Here is a 20,910-nt window from a genome sequence, read left to right on the forward strand (position 1 = left end):
TCAAGCCATCCGTTTGTGAAAGGGCTGATTCCATTAGATAACCTTGCCTTGACTCTCCGCTGTCGCTCCGATTCAAGACAAAAGCTAAGAAGTATCAGGAGTAATATTAGTAAAACTTATCACCATAAATCCCAAAGAGCCACAGTGGTGGCAACAGACCAGATTCAAGTGAGTGGGTCTGACCCCCAAGGGAATTCCAGTGGTATCGCCGCGCAAGTTAACTCAGGTGCCACAGGCAATGCCGGGAATTTGACCCTGGAGACAGGAGAACTATTGGTCAGCCAGGGGGGTCAGATAGGGGTGTCAACCTTCGGAGAAGGGAATGGGGGTGAGTTAAAGGTCAATGCCAGCCAAATTGAGTTAAATGGTAGAAACCTGAAGGGGTGACAAGCAGCTCAAAAGCTTGGTAGACAAAGCATTTTCCCTCTCAAGCTTAAAAAAGATGAGAGCTTATTGACAGGTTTATTGAGAATGAAGAGGCAAATGAGAATGATAATCACCTGCATGAGGCGAGAGAAGTATTTGAATTTTAGACCAAGAACAGTTATTTGCGTAGAGAATACGCCAATTTATTTTGCTTTTTTAGTTTAAAATTGGTCTAAAATCAGATTATATGAGGTTTTAATATAAGCTGTTCGGCATTTAAATTAGCATACCTCAATTCCCAGGAATGTAACAGGTAACAGGGAAGACAGAATTTAAACGTGTATTAGCTTATAGAGTTTGAAAAGATTGCTAGGCGAAAATACTAATCAAACGCATCGCTTTTAAACCTTGTTGAAAATAAGGAAGCTTCGAGCGATTAATGCCCATAATTTTCTCGACAATAGCTCGACAAAAATCCCATCCAATAATCCAGGTAAGTCCATAAAGACCAATCCAAAAGTTGCTGTGCCGTCTCTGGCTTCTGGTCACTTCTTTAAGACGACAAACATATTTTTCTTGATTTGAACAGCGAGTTGTATTTCCTTTTAATGAAGATAGAGTATAAGCCATGGCTATTAATAAGACTAAACGATTCAAGCGCTCAGTCGATGCCTTCGTTCCTTCCAAGTTATAGCCACCCGTCTTGCAATCTTTAAATAAGGCTTCTATTCCGCTGCGAGCTTTATACACCTGAATAACATCATCAATGGCATTTAAATTAGTCAGAATATACCAGCCTTCTTTTTCAGATGAACCCCGATACTTTCGTTTCCAGTAAGCCGCCAAGCAAAATGTACCAAAGCCCTTTTTCTTTGTATAATTTACTTCCGAATCAAATAATTTCATGCCTGGGGCTAAACCCAAGTCACTCAGCCGTTTATAGTTTCCTCCTGATGGACGAACATAAGTATCCTTTTTGAGCCGCAACGCAAAAAATACTTTCTTTGTCTTCAACCAATAAGCTAGCTCGACGCTGCGGAATTCTCGATCTCCGATAACAACAACTTCATAGCGGGAAAGCAATTTTAAGACGGGACGAATAACTGCAATTTGTTCGGATGTATTACTGCTGCCTGCTTTGTCTAAAAATTGCCAATATACGGGAAAGGCTCGTTTCTTCCAAATCGCCGCAACCATCAACAGGTTATTGCTGTCCCATTGCGTTCTATCCACAGCTAGAATAACACGAGAAGAATAGGGAATTTGAGTTCTTAATATATATTTAATTAAAGGAAACCAGATTAAGGGTAGACTAAGATTGGGTAGAACTAAAAACCTTTGTAGATGTCTTCTCCTACTTTCATATAGGATGGGTACAGGAAAGAGCGCAGCTAATCTCTCAATTTTGACTTGTTTGTGTACTTGCATCAGCCAAAGTAAAATTTCCAGGGTGAGTTTTTGAGACTAACTTAAGTAATTATTTAGACAACTATGATAGAATTGGGGTATCATTATTAATTGAGCGGTTGACTGGAATAAACATAGACCGCTCTTTTTTACCACAAAATAAACCCATTTCTTGTTGATTTTTGGAAAAAGTCAAAAATTTATTTTCTCTGGCTTTTACTCTGAGCGATACGTTCCTTCTTACTGAAGTTCCCCCAGCCGAAAAATCGCTTCGCGATCGCAAGAGCTACTTCTGTACGATTTTTGAGGGGGTGAGCGCTCAAACCACTACGGGATAACGCTTTAGCCAGGGTATAGTACATTTGCACAGGTAAACTTCAGATTTTGTTTTGGTAGGCGAGCTGACACTCACTCTTTCTTTTTCAGTTAATGATTATCATTCTCATTCGCCTGATCATTCTCAATAAACCTGTCAATAAGCTCTCATCTTTTCAAGGCTTGAGGGGGGACATGCAATGTAAGCCAAGCTTTTGAGCTGCTTGTCACCCCTTCAGGGCTACAGGTTTACCAGTTGAAACGGGGACAGGTGGCAGGACAAAGTTTAATCGTACCCGTTTAGGTTTACCGAAAACCCATTGGCTGGATGCTGCAAGTGTAGGACAATCAACCCCAGAAAATCTAATCACTCGAAACATTAATCCCTTGGTGATCAAGGCAACAGGACATGGAAATCGGCAAATGGCACAAATCAATAAATTTGGCTTCCCGCGTCAGAAGAAAAATGGCAGTCATAGCGTTAGAACTCGCACCAAAGAGTTTCATGGATTTAAGACAGGCGATATTGTCCGCGCCATTGTCCCCACCGGGAAAAATCAAGGAACACATGTTGGGCGAGTAACAGTAAGAGCCGGTCGGGTCTTTGACTTGACCACAACCCAAGGGAAACTGCAAAGCATCAACTGGAAGTATTTTGAGCCAATCTGGAAAACAGATGGTTATGCTTATGTCCACAAAATCCAGAGATGTCCATTGATGCGAGCGATTAGAGGAATAGCGATCGCGCCGTTACTTTTTTGTCCGATTCCACGGGAAAACAAGAATACAAAAGCGGATGCCTTTTACTAGGAGGCTTTTATGACGGTCAATTCAACAGTAAGATGGATACTTATACCAATCTCTAGCCTTACCCTCTCAACCTGCCTAACCCAGAATACCCTAGCCCAATCCCCACCACCACCGGGCGTCACCCTTCCCCCAGAAACACCCGAAACCATCGAACAAACGATTCCGCAACCCCCCGCCTCACCCTTTCCCTCAGAACCCCCAACACCCCCTCCCCAACCCCAACTGCAAACCCCACCCTCCCAACCCCCACCAGATATTACCTCCCCAGAAAGCGATCGCGATCGCATCTTGATCAAAACCATAGAAGTTCTCGGCAATACCGTTTTACACCCAGAAATTACCGCCTTAATCGAACCCTATCAAAACCAAGAAGCCAGCTTGGAGGACTTACTCAACCTCCGCTCAACTATCACTCAACTCTACATTGAAAACGGCTACGTCACTTCTGGCGCCTTCCTGGTCAATAATCAAGAACTTAGCCAGGGTGAAGTCCAAATCCAAATCGTCGAAGGGGAAGTCGAAGAGATTGAAATTACTGGATTAAACCGCCTCCGGGAAGGCTATGTCCGCCGTCGCCTGGAACTCGCCACCCGTCCCCCCTTAAACCAACAACGCCTAGAAACCACCCTCCAACTCTTGCAACTCAATCCCCTATTCCAACAAGTCAACGCCGAATTAACCGCCGGGAATACCCCAGGGCAAAATATCCTACAAATTCAACTCCAAGAAGCACCCGCCTTTGGCGCCGGTATCGCCACCGCCAATAACCAATCTTCCAGCCTAGGTTCTGTGCAGAATAGTATTAACGCCAGTCATAATAACCTCTTGGGATTTGGCGATCGCATCAGCGCCACCTACGGCATCACCTCAGGAGTCAACCTCTACAACCTCAACTATACCCTTCCCCTCAATGCCCGCGACGGCACTTTAACCCTAAGCTATAGCAATACCGACAGCCAGATTATCGAAAAACCCTTCGAGGATATAGAGATTAGAGGCGAAAGCCGCAACATTTCCGCCAATTTCCGCCAACCTCTGATCTACACCCCAGAACGAGAATTAGGAATTGGTGTAGCGTTTGACTTGCGTCGCAGCCAAACCTATATCCTGGATGATATTCCCTTTTCCTTCTCCGAAGGTCCTGAGGATGGGGAATCTAAAGTAAGCGTAATTCGATTTTATCAAGATTGGGTCAATCGTAGTCCTGGACGAGTCTTAGCCGCGCGATCGCAATTTAGTTTTGGCATTGATGCCTTTGATGCCACGATTAATGATATCGGCATCGATGGGCGATTTTTTACCTGGATTGGACAATTTCAGTGGGTTGAACAATTATCCCCCCGCGCCTTACTCGTCGCCCGAATTAATACCCAACTCACCCCCGATGCTTTACTTCCCCTAGAACGCTTCACAATCGGTGGTGTGGATACCGTCAGAGGGTATTCCCACAATCAACGGGTGGGCGATAATGGGATTATGGGTGCCGTGGAGGTTCGTCTGCCTGTGACCTCAAATCCTAATATACTCCAATTATCCCCATTTTTTGAAATTGGCACCGTTTGGAATAACCAAGGCATTACCCTTGAACCCGCCACGATTGCTGGCTTGGGACTGGGGTTAAACTGGTCAATTACACCAGATTTATTATTACGCCTCGACTATGGCATCTCGTTAATTGACGTTGATGATGAAGGGGACTCGCTGCAAGACAACGGACTCTATTTTTCCCTGCATTATCAACCGTTTTGAGGTGTCTTCGTTGTTTCCATAGCCTACTCCGTGCTGAAGACTTGGCATTTTTTTTTGTGTTCCACATTGCACTTTTCTGCAATGGTAACTGTATTAAAGAGCAACAGAAAGTACAAAATTAAGCAATTAACTTGGCACAAAGGAGTATAGTTTCAGCCAGTTTCCTAGTTTATCGTAGTAATTGAATTACTGCTATAGCGGAATAAAGGTGAGATAAGCATGACTCGAAATCTCTATGCACTGCTCGTTGGGATTAACGAATACCCTGAACCCGTCTCTCGCTTATCTGGCTGTGTGAACGACATTTTAGCCGTAGAAGAGTATTTGAAAGAGCGTGTGGCTAAAGATGGATGTCAACTTCATCTACACAAGCTCTTAGACCAAGATGCCACCCGTCAAGCAATTATTGATGGCTTCCGACAACATTTGTGTCAGGCGGGAAGCAATGATATCGCTCTCTTCTACTACAGCGGTCATCGCGGTCAAGCAACAACACCTAAAGAGTTTGAGCATTTAGAGCCAGATCTACTACAGGAAACGTTAATTTGTTATGACAGTCGGACTAAAGGAGGCTGGGATTTAGCAGATAAAGAATTGGGATACTTGATTGCTCAAGTCGCAAAAAACAATCCCCATATTTGTATTATCCTGGATTCTTGCCATTCGGGTTCTGGGACAAAAGACCCGTTGCTAGAGACAAAAGTGCGTCGCGGTTCGATCGATCGGCGTGAACGTCCACTTGATAGCTACATTTTCCAGCCGGAGGAGTTAGAAAGTATATGGCTTCCTTGTAGTAACTCTGAAAAACACCGCAGTGGTTGGAACTTACCCCAAGGACGCCATATTCTCCTAGCAGCTTGTCGGGACTTTTAAGAAGCAAATGATGAAAATAAATAACGAACGCCGGGGAGCATTTTCTTATTGCTTGATGGAGACGTTACGCAATAATGGCAACAAGTTAACCTATCAAGATTTATTAAAGCAAACTCAGTCCTTACTCTACAGTTATTTTAATCAGCAATCACCGCAGCTTGAAGTCTATTCTTCAGATGGTGAAAATGATGAAAACCAGCTTTTTTTAGACTAAGCCTTACTAATAACAGCGATAAAATACTTTACTGTAATGTATTTGATTTATCGGGGCTTTTCGCCGTTAAGGCTGCTTTCTTTGAGACTACTTTGCAGATAAAACCAAACAGTCAATCACATTTTTCAAGGCGATTGAAGAACAGCATACCAAAATTGTTATTAAAACAGGGTATTACTGAGTACAAAGATATTTTCAAGTTAATCGTTAGTACTGAAGATTTTGAGGCAAAATTAATGGAGCAGGATAAACTTGATGCCCATCGAGAAAAATACCAAACAAGAAGTTTATATAAGCAAGGGACTTTGAATCGTTTCATGGATCGGGTTCAAAATCGTGACGTTGGAAGTGCAAGCGAAGAAATGTATGAGGATTGGTACACAGAGCAAGTTGTAGTCACCACAGTCCACCCTTTAGATTCAATGGCAAGCCAAAAGTAACCAAATTAAGGGTGCGTAACGCTTCGCTAACGCACCCTTACCCTAGTAGATCAAGTCCTCATTAGAGGACTAAATGTTTACCCCCTTTCCAAGAACTTCTAAAAGAAGCAATCGTTCACTGTAAGAATTGCTTTGATGTCGTTATCACCTTGCGAAGTGATTTTGAAGCTCAATTTAAAGATGGTATACTCAAAAATTTCTGGGATGATGCTAAGTTTATCATCATGCCGATGACTCAGAATGAATTGCGAGAAGCGATTGAGAAACCAGCGGCGGAAAAAGAAATAGTTTTTGAGCCTCCTAGTTTAGTAGATCATCTCATTAACCAAGTCATACAAATGCCAGGAGCATTACCGTTGCTTTCTTTCGCTTTGAGTGAATTATATCTAAACTATATGGAGGAAAATAACCAATTCACTCGAAATAACCGAGCCTTAACAGAAGACGATTATAAAAAGATAGGAGAAGTCTTTGGTTGTATAACTAAGCGTGCGGATAAAGAATATGATGCTCTAGTTCAAAACTGGGATCAACTGCAGAAGTGGAAAAATGAACAGGAAGAAAATTTAATTTTACAACGCAAGTTAACTCCTGTAGCGAATGATTGGCAGGAGGTAAATGAGCGAGAAGAGGCGAGAAAAAAACAATCTAAAGTTAGCCTAAAATACTTATTTTATCTTTTAGAACAATTAGAAGCTATTTTTATTTCTAAAACTCAGCATAAAATTCGCAATTTTAAAAAATATCGTCGAGCTAAACAGCAATCAAACGACTCCTCAAAAAATTACCTTTGGCACAACGATCCTCGACTGGCTCCGTTAAATTTATTCCTGGATTACCCAGACAATTGGTTCAATAAAACTGAAGATGAGTTTGTACGGGAAAGTGTCATCCACAAAGGGAGAAATACTTATCGGTTTTGGTTGCGTGTTGCTTTGATAGGAGCGGGATTAGTCTTGTTAACAGGTTGGGCTGTGTGGGAGCAAAGACAGGCGAAAATTCAAGAGATGCTGGCGTGGAGAGAATCCGCAGAAGGTAACTTAAAATCCGATCGCGATATCCGCGCCTTTCTCTATATTTTACGGGCAGTCAAGATTTCTAAACACCCACTGCTTCGGTTTCGCCCACCTGATACCGAGACCGAGTTAGCCGAAGTTCAAGAAACGATGTACAAGGCTTTTTATAGCGTAAAAGAACGCAATCGGATAGAGAGCGATCGCGCGACGTTTGATCAGGTAGCTTTCAATCCAAAAACTAACGAATTGGTAACCCTTGGTGATGGCGACACAATTCGACTTTGGGATAAATCAGGTAATCAAGTTGACCAATTCTCAACAGGTCAAATGCAGGTATATAGTGTAGCATTCAGTCAGGATGGCAAACGATTAGCAACGGGGGGCGGAAATGGTACTGTTAAACTGTGGAATCTGAAAAAGGATGGCACTGTCGATTACAATTTAAACAGTACAATTTGCCCAATTGCGAACCCAACAAATCCTTCTGGAACTAACCTAGAGAATCCTTCTGGTGCTAACCCAGCGAATATCTCTGGTGTAGTCTTTAGTCATGACAATAAGCTATTGGCAACCCTGATAGAGGGAAGAGATGCTCAGAATAATCCAACCACCACCATTAATTTATTGGACATTAAACAGGGCAAGTGTATCCCAAGGAATATCGCCAACACACCACTGGGTCAAGAAGGTCAACCTCCAAACAACCAACAGACAGCAACTCGTCAAAAAAAACCCACTCATAGTACCTACTCCAAACAACCAACCCACAGTCCCTATTAAAGACATAGCCTTCAGTCCTAATGAGAATCTAATCGCCACTATTGGACAAAATAATAATATCAGATTATGGGACATCTCAGGCGAAAAGTTGGGAGAATTTTCCACTGATCAAAGAAATGTCTATAGCTTAGCCTTCACCCCTGACGGTAAACTGGCAACCAGTGGTGATGAAGGCACAATTAAACTATGGACAATTCAAAATAACGGTATAAAAGCTACTCTCTCCAGTCAAGTACCAGAGGAAATTAAAACAGAACAAACCCTTCTCTACGATATCGCCTTCAGTGAAGATAAAAACTGGTTAGCCACCATTGGTGAAGATAGTGCTATTAGACTACACGATAGAAGTGTGCAATCACCCATCAAACGGATTTTTAACAAGCATATTGTAGAAATACCACCAATTGAAGCCAGTAATCAAACGATAACCGCCACAAGTGCTGTGTTTAGTCCTGATGGCAAGACAATGGCGACAATCGCAGGGGACAATACTGTAAAACTTTGGAATAATTTTGGTCAACAAATTGCCAGATTTAAAACAGATGCAGGAGAGGTTAAAAGTATCGCTTTTAGTCCAGAAGGGAATCTCTGGCTAACCAGTGGAGAGAACAGGGAGATCAGTATCCGAGATACATCAGGTGAGGAAATTGATAAAATATCCCTGCAAGATATACCCGCCTGTGATCAGGAAGACGATACTATTGAATCCGCAAACAATACGGATGAGAATACCGAATCATCATCCAATCCTATCACTCAGGTTGTGTTCGCTTTCATCGATACTAATGATGGGACTGAACCCGATGAACAAGACTGGGCATATAACCAACTTGAAGACGATGAATATGCTGGAATGATGACTACTTTTGAGGATGGCACAACGCGATTTTTATCCTTTCAAGGGAAAGACTTACAAAACGCTTCATTGAGTGAATATTGTACCGAACCATTCCCCCAGAATTTAGGACTGATTAAAGGTTTAGCCAGTAGTCCCGATGGGGAACATCTCGTTACGGTAGGAAAAGACGGCGACACTATCAATCTTTGGGATGAAGCGAGTGACGAATTTCAGCAACTTCCCATTCCTACAAAAGATAATGAGACATTCACCAGCGTAGCATTTAGTCCAGACGAAAAACGACTCGCGATCGCAAGTGCAAGTGCAGCGGAAGATGAGACGGGGTTAGTCCGGATATGGGATATCACCCAGAACGCCATTGTCGAACAATTTGACACCAGACAAGGAGAACTTTATAGTGTAGCCTTTAGTCCCTTAGATAGCAGGCAACTGGTTACCGGGGGAGGAGATGGTACTGTCAAGGTATGGGACATATCCAGTAACCGTCCGGCTCAATTATCGACCACACAGGGGACGATTCAACGTATGGAGTTTAGTCCGAATCAGAAACTCCTCGCCACCATTAATAAAAACAATCAACTCAACCTCTGGAATGTCCGAGAGGATGGTACATTAAGCTTAAATCCGGCTGCTGAAATCGTCCAACAGCAGCACGGAGGGGTGAAGAATGTAACCTTTAGTCCGGATAGCAAGACGTTGATTCTTGTGGGCAACGATGATACGATTAAGCTCTGGAATATGTCTAATAACCAAATTAATTCCTTTGTCACCCAGCAACAACAAATCCAGAGTCTCGCTGCTAGCCCCAATAAGCGGAAATTAGCCACAATTGGCAGCAATGGTATACTCAAGCTGTGGCAGATTCAGAATGGCAATCTTAGTCCCATAGATATCTCCAAAAGCCAACTGAGTCGATCACAAATCAATAGTTTAGCGTTTAGTGCCAACGGAAAACAACTGGCAACGGCACAAGGTAATATCCTGAAACTGTGGACTGTCTCATGGGGTAAACTATCCAATCAGTCAGTGGATCAATTCCAAACCCAGCAACCTATTCAAAGTGTAGCGTTTAGTCCCAACAGTAAGAAAGTAGCAACGGCTGGAAGTCAAGGGATGCTGAAACTATGGGATACCAACGGTAACTTACTTGACCAAATTCCTACACAGCAAACCAGTATTACCCGTTTAGTCTTTAGTCCCAATAGTAACATCATCGCCACCATTGGTCAGGATGGCACACTCAAACTATGGGATACATCGGATAAATCTGAGGCGAAACTGTCCCTAATTTCCACTCATCCGGATCAAGGTGTTGCAAATGTCGCCTTTAGTCAGGATGGCAAATTCCTAGCAATTGGTCGAAACAATGGCTCGATTGAACTGCGGCAACTGGGTGATGTGGACGCTCTTAAGGCAGAAATCTGCAATACAATCGGAGATTATTTTCAGAATAACCCTAATCGCCAACTTTGTGGTGGAATCGCTGTATCCACGCAGAGAATTCTGAGTCGGGGGGTGATAAACTCTTAGTTCCCAGTATTACCAATCCGGACAAGCAAGCCGGAGTGCAAGGAATCGCTGCTGGTGCTTTTCCCACCGCGATTGACGAACTCACGACATCCCTACAGCAAAACCGCAATGATCCCGAAGCCTTAATTTACTTGAATAATGCTCACATTGGCACTCAAAAATCCTACACCATTGCTGTATCGGTTCCCCTAGGGAATAATGTTCATCATGGATTGGAAGTTTTGCGCGGTGTGGCTCAAGCTCAAGATGAAATTAACCGAGAAGGGGGTATCAATGGTGTACTCTTGCGGGTCTTAATTGCTGATGATAACAACGATCCCAAAGTCGGTAAACAAATCGCCCAAGCATTGAGCAAAAATCCGGACGTGCTTGGGGTTGTCGGACACTTTGCCAGTGATGTCACTCTAGCGGCGGGAAAGGTTTATAAAGCCCATAAATTAGCCGCCATTTCTCCAGTTAGTACCTCTACGCAATGGTTTAAATCTCATTGGTATTCAGATCAATATATGTTCCGCACCGCACCCGACGATGATACCACGGCGACAACGTTAGCTGACTCTATGCTAAATAAACTCCAGGAGAAAAACGCGGTTGTTTTCTATAATTCTCAAAGTCAGTATAGCCAATCCCTGAAGTTAGCATTTAGTGATGCTGTGGGTTCAGCAGGAGGGCAAGTCTTACAAGAATTTGACTTGTCTGATCTTAATTTTGATGCCCAGAATAAGGTTCAAGAATCCACGCAGCAAGGCGCTAAGGTGCTGGTATTGTTGCTCGACAGGGAGGAAATCGACGACGCGATTGAGATCATCAAACAAAAGCGGGGGAACCATATCATTTTAGGGGGAGATGCGTTCTATGGTACGAAACTCTTGGAAGTTGCCCAGGAAGAAGAAAATGTCAAAGATATGATGATTGCAGTTCCCTGGCATATTAGCAACTCTCAGTCCAATTTTGCAGAAACATCAAGAAAGCTTTGGTGGGCAGATGTAAGCTGGCGCACCGCCCTCTCTTATGATGCTACCCAAGCGCTGATTGCCGCACTGAAGCAGAATCCCACTCGTCAGGGGGTGGCTGAAATCCTACGTTCAGAAAGCTTTAGTGTTGATGGGGCAACCGGTAAGGTACAATTTTTACCATCAGGCGATCGCAAAAATCAGTTAACCAATCCCTTAAGCCAACTCGTCACGATTGAGCCAGGTTCTCGTTCGGGTTACGGCTATGATTTTGTCATTCATCCATTCACTAGAAAAGAAAGCAACTCACAGCCTTGAAAAGGGGGTTTGTAGTAGCCACTTAAGTGGCTTCAAATGCTTAATTTCCTAGCACGAGGCGTGCTGACTACGAACAGATCGCAATCCGATTCTGACATCCCTGAATCTCCAGTTCCAGTCGCGGTTCTGGCTGATTACAGAATAGAACACCACGATAGCCACTCGCAACCAGAGTAAAGGATAACTGCTGACTCCCCCCGGCTTCCACCGTCGCGTCTCCTAAATTCACCTGACATTTTGTCCAATCCACACGCACATCTCGATGAGAGAGAATATCAGTAACTAACACTTGATGGGTTGATTTCATCACCTTAATCGCCAAGTGACGCACCGTAAATCCTATCACCCCCTTTTCAAACTCCTCCACTCTTATTTCAGGGGGTAATCCAGTAATAGTAAGTTGCTCCTGTGCACCTGTGCTCCTGTGCACCTCTGCTTCCTTGTCTCTCAAAGGACGTTCTATTGGCGCTAATGGGGGAACTACAGAGATAGCATCTGGATTAATTACCCACTCCTGCGCTTTTTTAATCAAATTAGACTGGAGTTTTGCCGCTTTCCTCAGCTTTCCTTGATTCGTCACATAATCAACCTGTTTTTTCTTCGTCGCTATCCAACGTTCCCGGGCAAATTGACGCTGTTGTTGGTTAGTGTCGTTGACAAATTCCTCGTAAAATGATAAGGTTTCAACCAGTAATCCCACTTTCTCCAGAGCAATTCCTATCTGTGGCATCAAGAGGTAGTCTTGCCCGTCTGGAGTAGATAAAACCCGCTCTTTCATAAATTGTTCATAGTGTTGGCGTTGCTCTTTGCTCAAGTTTTGGGGGATTAATCCTGAACCTGCCAATTCATAAACAATGTCGAAATTCAACGCGGCTTTTTCCTCGGTTGAACCGATGACATTAGGTAAATCGGTATTGAACAATTCGAGGGCGTCTTGCCAGTATTTCTGGCGGAAGAAATAGCGGAACAGTAGCCGCAGTAGCTTGATTTTGATCCCATCCCGCGTCGCGAGTCGAAAACAGTCTTTGACTTTGGCTAAATCATCTAACCCCACATAAACCACACAGGCTTGTTGGTATTCCTGCTTCATTTCCAACCCTTGGGCGACATAGCGCAGCCATCTGCGATCGCGGGGTTTGCCAGCTTGCCGCCATTGGTGGATAATCTGATCAGCATCGCCTGCTTGTGCTAAATACGCTAATCCTTCTGGCATGCCCACAGTAAAGGCTTTTGCCCGATGATAGTCTGGGGTTTGAGTTGCATTACTTTCGTCCCAATACTGTATCGCTTGGTGATAATTTTGAGCGCGATAGAAACAAGTCCCGGCTTGCACCTTTAATTCTGGGAAACCTCCTGAGGCTAAGGTGGCGAGAACTTCGCCAAACTGCTGCCATTGTGATGATGGTATTGGGGAATCGTGGGAAATTATTTCAATTCGATGGGCATATTCCTTAATTCCTTGCTGCCATTGTTTTTGCTGATTAACCTGTTGATTTCCCTGAATAACCCATGATTCATGACTGATAATATACCGAGTAAAATTATCCAGCGCGGCTAAATCATCAGGTGGTGTTACCATAAACCGCGCCAGGATGCACTCAGACGCTGATTGATGTTGGGGGTGCGAATCATACCAAGCGACTAATTCTGACCAGCACAGCCCCTGCCAGAAGCAATCCCACGCTTGATCGGATTCCCCCAACTCCAAAAAGCAATGACCCGCTTGTCGATACTGCCTCTCAAACTTCAGCGCCCAAGCCTGACAATAGTTCCCTTGAGTGACATCCCCTAAATCCCAATAGAATTGTTTGGCTCGGCGCAGTAAACTAGGATTTTGTCCATGTAATCCTTTAAGCTGAAATTCTTGCGCGATCGCACCAGGGTCATCTTCACGCATCGTCTCTACCATATTTGGCATACCCGGTGCTAGGGTTTTCACCTTATCTTGCCAACGGCTTTTGTGTTTAGCATGTCCTAACATTGCCTGTAACAAGGCTTCATCACTGGCATAGTGCCAAAGTTGGCGGTTTCCAGTTTCTGAATCAACGATAAATAAATAGTCTGTTGCTCGACTAGCCGCGACATAGAGTTTATTGAAAAAGTATTCTACCTTAACTTTTTGGTCAACGCCTTGGAGATTCCAGACATTATCGCTACACTCTTCACCAAATTTATACAATATCACCCGTTTAAATTCCAGTCCCTTGGCAGAAATGGCGCTTAAAACATTTTTTAGGGGTTCTGGGGATTGGGGATTGGGAATTGGGGATTGGGGATTGGGGCGCGAATGCTTCGCCTTTACGAATTCATGGGGATTGGGCGAAGCATTCGCGTTGAGATGTGAATAGAAAACCGATAGATTGGGGCGCGAATGCTTTGCCCCTACGAATTCATCCCCGGTTCCCGGTTCCCGATAATTTAACTGAGGAAAAATTTGAGACAAGACTTCATCCGCTTGGGCATAAGCGACTTCTTCCCCTTCCTCACAGGGAACAATGATAATCGTGTCTTTAATATAGGGGATTAATTCCTCAGCACTAATAGTTTGATTGAGGATAAATGTTTGGGGTTCAGGGAAATTACCCGGATGCCATGGGGTTTGAGGTTGGAGTTCTCTAATGTCAAAGAGAACGTGACGCCAAAGCTGAATTAAATTGGTGAATTGAACAATAGACAGACTTGATCGATAATTATAGGACAAGTCCTGAAAATTAACGGTCAACTTTAATTGATCAGCCGGATCAAGGGCGGTAATCACTTCGGCATTAAAAGCGGCTTGGGTGCTAGACCAATGGAATCCGGTTGGATTTAAGGTTTGAAAGGGATCACCAGCAAAGGCAAAGGGTAAGCTAAGAATGGGTTGGTATCCCAAATGGTATTGGGAAAACAGAGACAGCCGCATAATTAGCTGTAACTCTAGGCGGGTAAAGTCTTGGGCTTCATCGCAGAAGATTGCGGTATAGTCGGAATGATAACACTTCAATTCCAAGACTGTGGCAATTAAATCTTGGTCATCCCAGTAATCTAGTTCCGTGGTTAGATGCTTATACCAGTGTTGCCAAATGGTCTCATAGATTCCCTGGAATTTCTCCACATCAATCGTGCGTTCTTTCCGGGGAACTTCCTCCTGATAGTCTTCCGGCGTCATGTAGTCTGATTGACCATATCCTTTAATAAAACTGCGGATAATGTGCCAACAAATTTCTGGGGAATAGTGGCGGGATTCGGGGAGATGCAGGATCAGTTTGGCAAGGGCGGGTTCGGGATGGGTTCCCTGATACAATTGTTTGAATCGATGGAAGGAGATATAGTATTCAGGATTAAACCGTTTTCGTTCCTGGGGTGGAAGTAAGCTTAACAGGAATTTACCGAAGGGTTGAAAGGCGCGATCGCAGTTGGGGATGTCATCGCCGGGACTGCGTTCAGCGACAAAGCGGTGGTGGGAATGTAGGAGTCGGTTGACCCCATCTCTGGCAATTTCCAATAGCCGTTCATTGTAGGTGAGAAACAGGGGTTGACCCGGAAGCGGTTCAAGACGGCGATGTCCTTGGGGGGTATAGTGTTTACGGTAGCAGTAGTCGGCAAACAGATAAATCAGCATCGTGGACTTCCCACTACCCGCCCGTCCATTAATGAATAGGGGGAGTGAATCGGTTTGGGGGGTAGCGCCAGACACCAATTGGAGAATCTCCTCTTCTTCCGGGGAAAGGGCTAGATTTGCCTCTTTACCCCGTTCAATCGCCAACCAACTTTCCTCATCGGCTAATAGGTACGCCGGATAGGAACGACGGGCGAAGGGGGTTAATTCATGGATGGTTTGGGGTTGGGATAAATGGTTGGATGTGTTTGCACCGTTGAATAGGGTGGTGCGCTGTCCCACTTCTCTAATCTCGGCGCTGGAGGGGGGGTGATCAAAGGCGGCGATGAGAAACAGGACACCCCGAACACTCGCATCAGTGGTTTCAATTTGGCTGTAGAGGACGTAACAATTGTTTTCCCCCCACAGGTTGACATTTCCTGGAAGCTGGGGTTGATCAGGGGAAATGATTAGGGTGTCGGCGAAGCTATCGGTTTGGATGACACCACTGTAACCATTGCTATTTCCTATAGATGTCGCTGTATGGGTATTAATCTGGGAAATAATCTGATAGTAGGTTTTCCACGCCTGTTGCAGTTTAACGGTGGTAAACTGTCTCACCCATTCTTCGCTTTCATAGATCATCCAATCGTCCGGGACAATGTCTGGTTCCCATCTTGGTGGCTCCAGCCAAGGACGCAAGGTTTCTGGGAGTTCGGGTAAGGGTTCAACTGAGGGTTGCTCAGATTTGGCTTGGGTGAGCCAATCGCGAATCTGTTGTCGGTCAAGTTGGGGTTCCCAATGGGTCTGACCATAATGAATGGGGGCTTCGAGGAACTGTTCATAGTCGTGATCGCCCCGTTTAAAGATATCAATAAAGCACAACAGTTGCTGATTATCCAGATGCAGGATACGACCAATCAGTCGGCGGTTGAGGATGCGGCGCTTCAGGTAAGGATAAACCCGCTCAAACCGGGATTGCACTTCATCGAGTCGTTGAGTTTGCAGTTGGGTACATAGATCATTGATGCGATCGCCAATTCCATAGCGTTCTGCTTTCTCATTAAACTCACAGGTGCGATAGATGTACATTCAAGAGTTCCCGTTCTTGTGCTATATAAAACTCATACAATGGACGACATAATCGGACATTGATGTTTACTTACTGCTTCAACCAGGGCTGTCGGCAGCTTCCTGTCCACAGTCGTTAAGTTCCGAGCTAGCCACCCGTACTTTTTCTTTTGGTGCGTTCTCAGTAGGGGCGAAGCATTTGCGTGTCAAAAGTAATGCAAGTAATCGCTCATTGAACTCCGCCAATGCTTCGCCCGTACAAACGGCGGCGTTGCCATCACGACACTTAAGTGAACCGCACCCAAGAAGCGCGAAATACCCCTTCTATCTCTATTTTCCTTTAATGGAAAAAGTCGCGCCAAAGAGTTGAGTAACATTTTATTATACCGCGATGGGAGGTGAGGGCTGAGGAAACCTACGCATTAAACTGCTTTTTTGTCAAATCAGCCTCTGGAAAATTAGACTGTGCAACATACTTGTATTATTTAAATTTTTCTGAGGCGAGGGATGAAAAAATAACGCAACACTAAGGATTTGAAGCGTTTTTTATTCAAAAATGACTACAAAGAGAGCAGCATACGGTATTTAAATAAATGATACTACAACCTCAAACCCAGGTCAAATCATGCTTTAGCCGTGACGTTTTCTGCCAGCCCTAAGTCCCCTTGTCTTTAGAATATTAAAACTTAAACTTAAAACCTAAAAGTTTTCCTTATAACAGCCTGCTAATCCTCATTGAAAAAGGGAAAAGCGGATCAGCTTTTCCCTTTAAGCTTTATGGAAGGAATCAGTGTCTGGAATTGAAAGCACAACGGCTAAGTCGGCTAAAAAGAGTTAATTTTCAACGCTCGACCCAGAACTACTCACCAGGTCTTTTTCAATCAGCTTGCCTAAATTAGCCGATTCTAAGAGAGCTTGCCAATTTGCTCTGATCTCTGGATTGTCAGGATTGTTTTCCAGTAATTCAGCCAACGAACTCGCGGCTTCTGTCCAGACTCCAAACTCGGCATAAACGGCTGGCTTTTCCAGTTCTGTAGCATCGGCTAATTCTTGAGCCAGAGCATCTTCTTTGGGAATTCGCTTAATCCGTCCTTCAACAATTATATCTCCGGCTAAATCCGTTGGGTCGCAACTGACGGAAAAGAACCACTGGTATTCCTGACCAACTTTAACAAAAGCTTCATCCTCTGTAGCGGGTTCAGGAAGACTCACCGTAATAATTCCTGGCGTCTTATTTTCCAGAGAAACCTCCTGCTCATAAATGACCTCTGTGCCATTACCATTCAGTAATGTAAACGAGGCTTCCGTCGCTTTAGTTTTATCAACGGAAATTAAGAATTTAGGAGCAGCAGAAACAGTCGATTCGACGACAACTCCCTCTTCTTTTGACAACTCCTCTTCGTTAATTTCTGGTAGCAGAGGCGTTACAGTTATCTCTTCTCCGTAACATATACCAGGACCACGGGATGTACCTCCACTTCTACCCCGAGACGATCTTACACCTCGCGCTCTGAATCTTGGTCGCCGTGCCAAGAGACTTTCTGAAGGTGTCTGTTGAGCTGGGCTAGACGAACTCGGCTTGAGACTAGCAATTGCCATGGCACTGGCACTCATGACGACTCCCAGAGACAACATCAGGGAAAAGGTTTTAAGATATATAGAGGACTTTTTCATTTTACTCCTTGCCAATGGCAGCACTTAAGACAATTTTAATTAATGCAGTGGCTGTAGTAGAGAGCTTAACCAAGGTAAGCTTATTTATCTACATGGCGACTCCTCTCTATTCAGCAAAGTTCCCTGTCCTAGGCGTAAATTTTAAGAAACGCGCTTGCCAGATTCCCTCATTTCTTTATAGCGACTCAGCGAAGGTGCTGAGCTATGATCCGTTTAACTGAGATAAACTCACTCAGTATACAATTTAAACCCCATAACACCAATAAACTGCCTAGGTACTATATTATATACTGATATTCTATCGGACTTGTTTGTAAAACCTAGGATGATCACACTTCTTTAAGAAAAGTGATTAATGGCAGGGCAAAGTTAGAAAAGCACTATCTTTTCCTAACTTTAGGTTAAGTTTGATTAAGTTTGATTGTCTTAATCCCAGGCTTACCAGCCGAAGAAATTCCGCCCTTTAGGGCGCATTGTCAGCTCATTCACCCATGAGAGCAGGAGGCGATACCCAGATGATTTCTGAAGTTCGTTCATTTTTCGGGCAACATCCCGTAGGAAAAGGACTTATGGCGTTTGGGGGAACCGTGGTTCTCACCAGCTTAGTCGTGACGGGCGTAATTGTAGGACTGCGACAGTTAGGTGCTTTAGAAGGATTTGAACTGGACGCTTATGACCAACTGGTGCGATCGCGTCCTGAACAGGAACCCGATGATCGGGTGTTGGTGGTGGAATATAGCGAGGCTGACATTGCCCAGATCAAAGAATTCCCCATATCAGATGGCACACTGGCGAAGCTGCTACAGAAACTACAGGAGTATCAACCGAGAGCGATCGGTATTGATATTTTAAGGGATGTACCCCAAGGGACAGGTCGTGAGAACTTAATCGACGTATTGCAAAAAAACGAGAATATTCTTGCCGTTTGCAAAATGAGTTCTTTGAGTGAACCGGGCGTTCCTGCTGCACCTGGAATTCCCGACGAACGGATTGGGATTGCCGATTTACCCTTTGACTCAGATGTCTCCATTCGTCGCACAATTTTACTGTCAGTTCCGACACCACTAGAAACTCCAGTAAACGATCCCCACCTCTGTCAGATTAGTGAGATTGACGGATACGAAAATCAACTCCCCTCTTTTGCCTTAAATCTGGCACTGTTTTATCTTGAACAAGAGGATGTTTTTTTAGATTATACAGAGACAGGAGAACTGATGTTAGACTCCACTGTCTTGACCAGACTAGAACAACACTCGGGTGGCTATCACAAAAGTGGTGCAGTGGACTACCAGATTATGCTCGATTATCGGTCGGGTGAAAATGCCATTGAGCAAGTCACCGTAACCGATGTATTAGAAGGTAAAATTGATCCCAATCTGGTCAATGATCGAGTCGTTTTGGTGGGGTACACCGCAACGACTGCCAATGATGACTTTGCCACACCGTTTAGTGCAGCTGCTCAGGATCGAGTCGAAATGCCAGGGGTAGTCATTCACGCCCACATCGTCAGTCAGCTTCTGGGTACAGTTTTAGATAGTCGCCCTTTAATTTGGTATTGGTCACAGGGAAATGAAATCCTCTGGATTTTTCTCTGGTCCGTTGTCGGAGGAACCCTGGCTTGGAAAATTCGCCGTCCTTGGATTCTGATTCCGGTTGCGGTAGTAGCCGGTGGTATTTTGTATGGTATTTCCTATTCTCTATTCGTCCAGCAAGCGGGATGGATACCCCTTGTCCCGCCAGCCGTTGGGTTAGTCTTAACCACCTTTAGCGTCGTTATTATTGACCGCTACGGTCAAGTCGTGGCTAAAACCGTTAAAAAACTGCTGAGAATCAACATTGAAATCGATCAAACTAAAAAAGAAGAGGAAGTCGCCCAAATAATAGAAACTGATAGCTTCCAAGAAATTCAGCTCAGAGCCGATGAACTCAGGCTTCGCCGCCAAATTACCAAGACGACAACCTATAACGATAGGGTCACGGATAGAGTAGAACTGAATTGGGAAGAACTTCCCGAACTCGATCAATACCAACAAGTACTGCAACGAGCGAAAGTATTAAGACATCAGCTTAACAGGGTAGAGGATCAACGGGAAGAAATTGAAGAGGTTGATCATTCAACTAACGACTCTTCCGGGACAATGCCAAGGGTTCACAAACAGGCGTTTAATCCCGAAGATGAGACTTACCTCTCGCAATTGCAGAGTCGGGCAAGACGGATGAGACATAAATAATCAGTGATGAACCCTGAACAACGAAGGATTCTCTTAAAACTTGCTGCCAAGGTATCCCAAGATCCTTTGCTCCTGCGGAAACTCAGCGAGCAAGTGTATCAGCTAATGCAAGAGGATTTACGCAAACAACGGGAACGCCATAAAAACTACAGAGGGTTACTATAAATGGCTGACAATGGTAATGTTACCCACGAACTTAACTACGTCACCGCTAATCGATTTTATATCGAAATCGAAAGTCAGATTACTGCCTCATTTAGCGAGTGTTCAGGTTTGGGGGTGCAGATTGATAAAGAAGTATACTTTGAAGGAGGAGTCAACGAACAGCAACGTATCTTTCTCAAGCAAGCCAAATTTGATGATGTTACCCTGAAGCGCGGGATTACTGAAGATTTAGTGTTCTGGAAGTGGATCAATCAGACGCTCAATCCCGGTAAAAAAGAACGGCGTAATGTAAACATTTTGGTCTTTAACCAAGCCGGAGAAACCATGCAATGTTGGACATTAATCGGTGCGGTTCCAGTCGGTTGGAAAACGCCAGCCTTACAAGCCAGTTCCAGTACCGTGGCGATTGAGGAATTGACTCTCGCCTACGAAGGCTTAAAGGTTCTCGCCCAGCAAGGCGGAGGTGGTGCCAGTACCAATGTACAACGCGATCGCACTGGCTATTTCCCTAGTAACTAATTTGAAATGCTCCCCGTGCCATTATTCGTCTTTAGGGGCGGGT

General features: G+C 44.3%; 15 protein-coding genes and 2 pseudogenes. 14 read left to right on the forward strand and 3 right to left on the reverse strand.

Features of this window, described 5'->3' with window-relative positions; all coding sequences use genetic code 11:
* Positions 1-387 (forward strand): annotated as a pseudogene (locus RID09_RS00060) (hypothetical protein); the annotation flags it as partial.
* A 348-nt stretch (positions 388-735) separates the two neighbouring features.
* Here the strand turns inward: RID09_RS00060 and RID09_RS00065 are convergent.
* On the reverse strand, positions 736-1,794 hold the full coding sequence (locus RID09_RS00065) for an IS4 family transposase (protein WP_446333917.1): 1,059 nt from the start codon (positions 1,792-1,794) through the stop codon (positions 736-738).
* Between the two features lie 161 nt (positions 1,795-1,955).
* Between RID09_RS00065 and RID09_RS00070 the strand changes: the two genes are divergently transcribed.
* The 10 genes and pseudogenes from RID09_RS00070 to RID09_RS00115 all read left to right on the forward strand — a co-directional run bounded on the left by RID09_RS00070 (position 1,956) and on the right by RID09_RS00115 (position 11,630).
* Positions 1,956-2,111, forward strand: a complete 156-nt coding sequence (locus RID09_RS00070; protein WP_446333918.1) for a hypothetical protein — start codon at positions 1,956-1,958, stop codon at positions 2,109-2,111.
* A 400-nt stretch (positions 2,112-2,511) separates the two neighbouring features.
* On the forward strand, positions 2,512-2,898 hold the full coding sequence (locus tag RID09_RS00075; RefSeq protein ID WP_446333919.1) for a hypothetical protein: 387 nt from the start codon (positions 2,512-2,514) through the stop codon (positions 2,896-2,898).
* Positions 2,899-2,907: 9 nt separating this feature from the next.
* Positions 2,908-4,647, forward strand: a complete 1,740-nt coding sequence (locus tag RID09_RS00080) for a ShlB/FhaC/HecB family hemolysin secretion/activation protein (protein WP_446333920.1) — start codon at positions 2,908-2,910, stop codon at positions 4,645-4,647.
* 219 nt (positions 4,648-4,866) lie between these two features.
* Positions 4,867-5,520: a caspase family protein gene (locus RID09_RS00085; RefSeq protein WP_446333921.1), complete on the forward strand. Its 654-nt coding sequence runs from the start codon at positions 4,867-4,869 to the stop codon at positions 5,518-5,520.
* A gap of 7 nt (positions 5,521-5,527) precedes the next feature.
* Complete coding sequence (locus tag RID09_RS00090; RefSeq protein WP_446333922.1) at positions 5,528-5,734, forward strand: hypothetical protein; 207 nt, start codon at positions 5,528-5,530, stop codon at positions 5,732-5,734.
* 92 nt (positions 5,735-5,826) lie between these two features.
* Complete coding sequence (locus tag RID09_RS00095) at positions 5,827-6,174, forward strand: hypothetical protein (protein WP_446333923.1); 348 nt, start codon at positions 5,827-5,829, stop codon at positions 6,172-6,174.
* 98 nt (positions 6,175-6,272) lie between these two features.
* Positions 6,273-6,677, forward strand: a pseudogene (locus tag RID09_RS00100) (nSTAND1 domain-containing NTPase); the annotation flags it as partial.
* Between the two features lie 840 nt (positions 6,678-7,517).
* Positions 7,518-7,970 carry a WD40 repeat domain-containing protein gene (locus tag RID09_RS00105; protein WP_446333937.1) on the forward strand — a complete coding sequence of 151 codons (453 nt, stop codon included), beginning with the start codon at positions 7,518-7,520 and terminating at the stop codon, positions 7,968-7,970.
* 88 nt (positions 7,971-8,058) lie between these two features.
* Complete coding sequence (locus RID09_RS00110) at positions 8,059-10,359, forward strand: WD40 repeat domain-containing protein (protein ID WP_446333938.1); 2,301 nt, start codon at positions 8,059-8,061, stop codon at positions 10,357-10,359.
* Positions 10,299-11,630 (forward strand): ABC transporter substrate-binding protein, encoded by a 1,332-nt coding sequence (locus RID09_RS00115; RefSeq protein ID WP_446333924.1) that lies wholly within the window; start codon positions 10,299-10,301, stop codon positions 11,628-11,630. The genes RID09_RS00110 and RID09_RS00115 overlap by 61 nt, the downstream gene beginning before the upstream one ends.
* A gap of 67 nt (positions 11,631-11,697) precedes the next feature.
* On the opposite strand, the gene RID09_RS00120 is transcribed toward RID09_RS00115, so the two are convergent.
* Complete coding sequence (locus RID09_RS00120; protein WP_446333925.1) at positions 11,698-16,299, reverse strand: hypothetical protein; 4,602 nt, start codon at positions 16,297-16,299, stop codon at positions 11,698-11,700.
* 813 nt (positions 16,300-17,112) lie between these two features.
* Entirely contained in the window at positions 17,113-17,952 is an 840-nt protein-coding gene (locus tag RID09_RS00125; protein ID WP_446333926.1) for a DUF928 domain-containing protein, read from the reverse strand.
* A 515-nt stretch (positions 17,953-18,467) separates the two neighbouring features.
* Here RID09_RS00125 and RID09_RS00130 point away from each other — a divergent pair.
* The 3 genes from RID09_RS00130 to RID09_RS00140 are packed head-to-tail and all read left to right on the forward strand — an operon-like array spanning position 18,468 to position 20,867.
* Positions 18,468-20,183 carry a CHASE2 domain-containing protein gene (locus tag RID09_RS00130; RefSeq protein ID WP_446333927.1) on the forward strand — a complete coding sequence of 572 codons (1,716 nt, stop codon included), beginning with the start codon at positions 18,468-18,470 and terminating at the stop codon, positions 20,181-20,183.
* A 6-nt stretch (positions 20,184-20,189) separates the two neighbouring features.
* Positions 20,190-20,348: a hypothetical protein gene (locus RID09_RS00135; RefSeq protein ID WP_446333928.1), complete on the forward strand. Its 159-nt coding sequence runs from the start codon at positions 20,190-20,192 to the stop codon at positions 20,346-20,348.
* Positions 20,349-20,867: a phage tail protein gene (locus RID09_RS00140; RefSeq protein ID WP_446333929.1), complete on the forward strand. Its 519-nt coding sequence runs from the start codon at positions 20,349-20,351 to the stop codon at positions 20,865-20,867.
* Positions 20,868-20,910: the final 43 nt, after the last annotated feature.

This window comes from Coleofasciculus sp. G1-WW12-02 (genome assembly GCF_040219735.1).
Taxonomy (GTDB): Bacteria; Cyanobacteriota; Cyanobacteriia; order Cyanobacteriales; family Coleofasciculaceae; genus Coleofasciculus.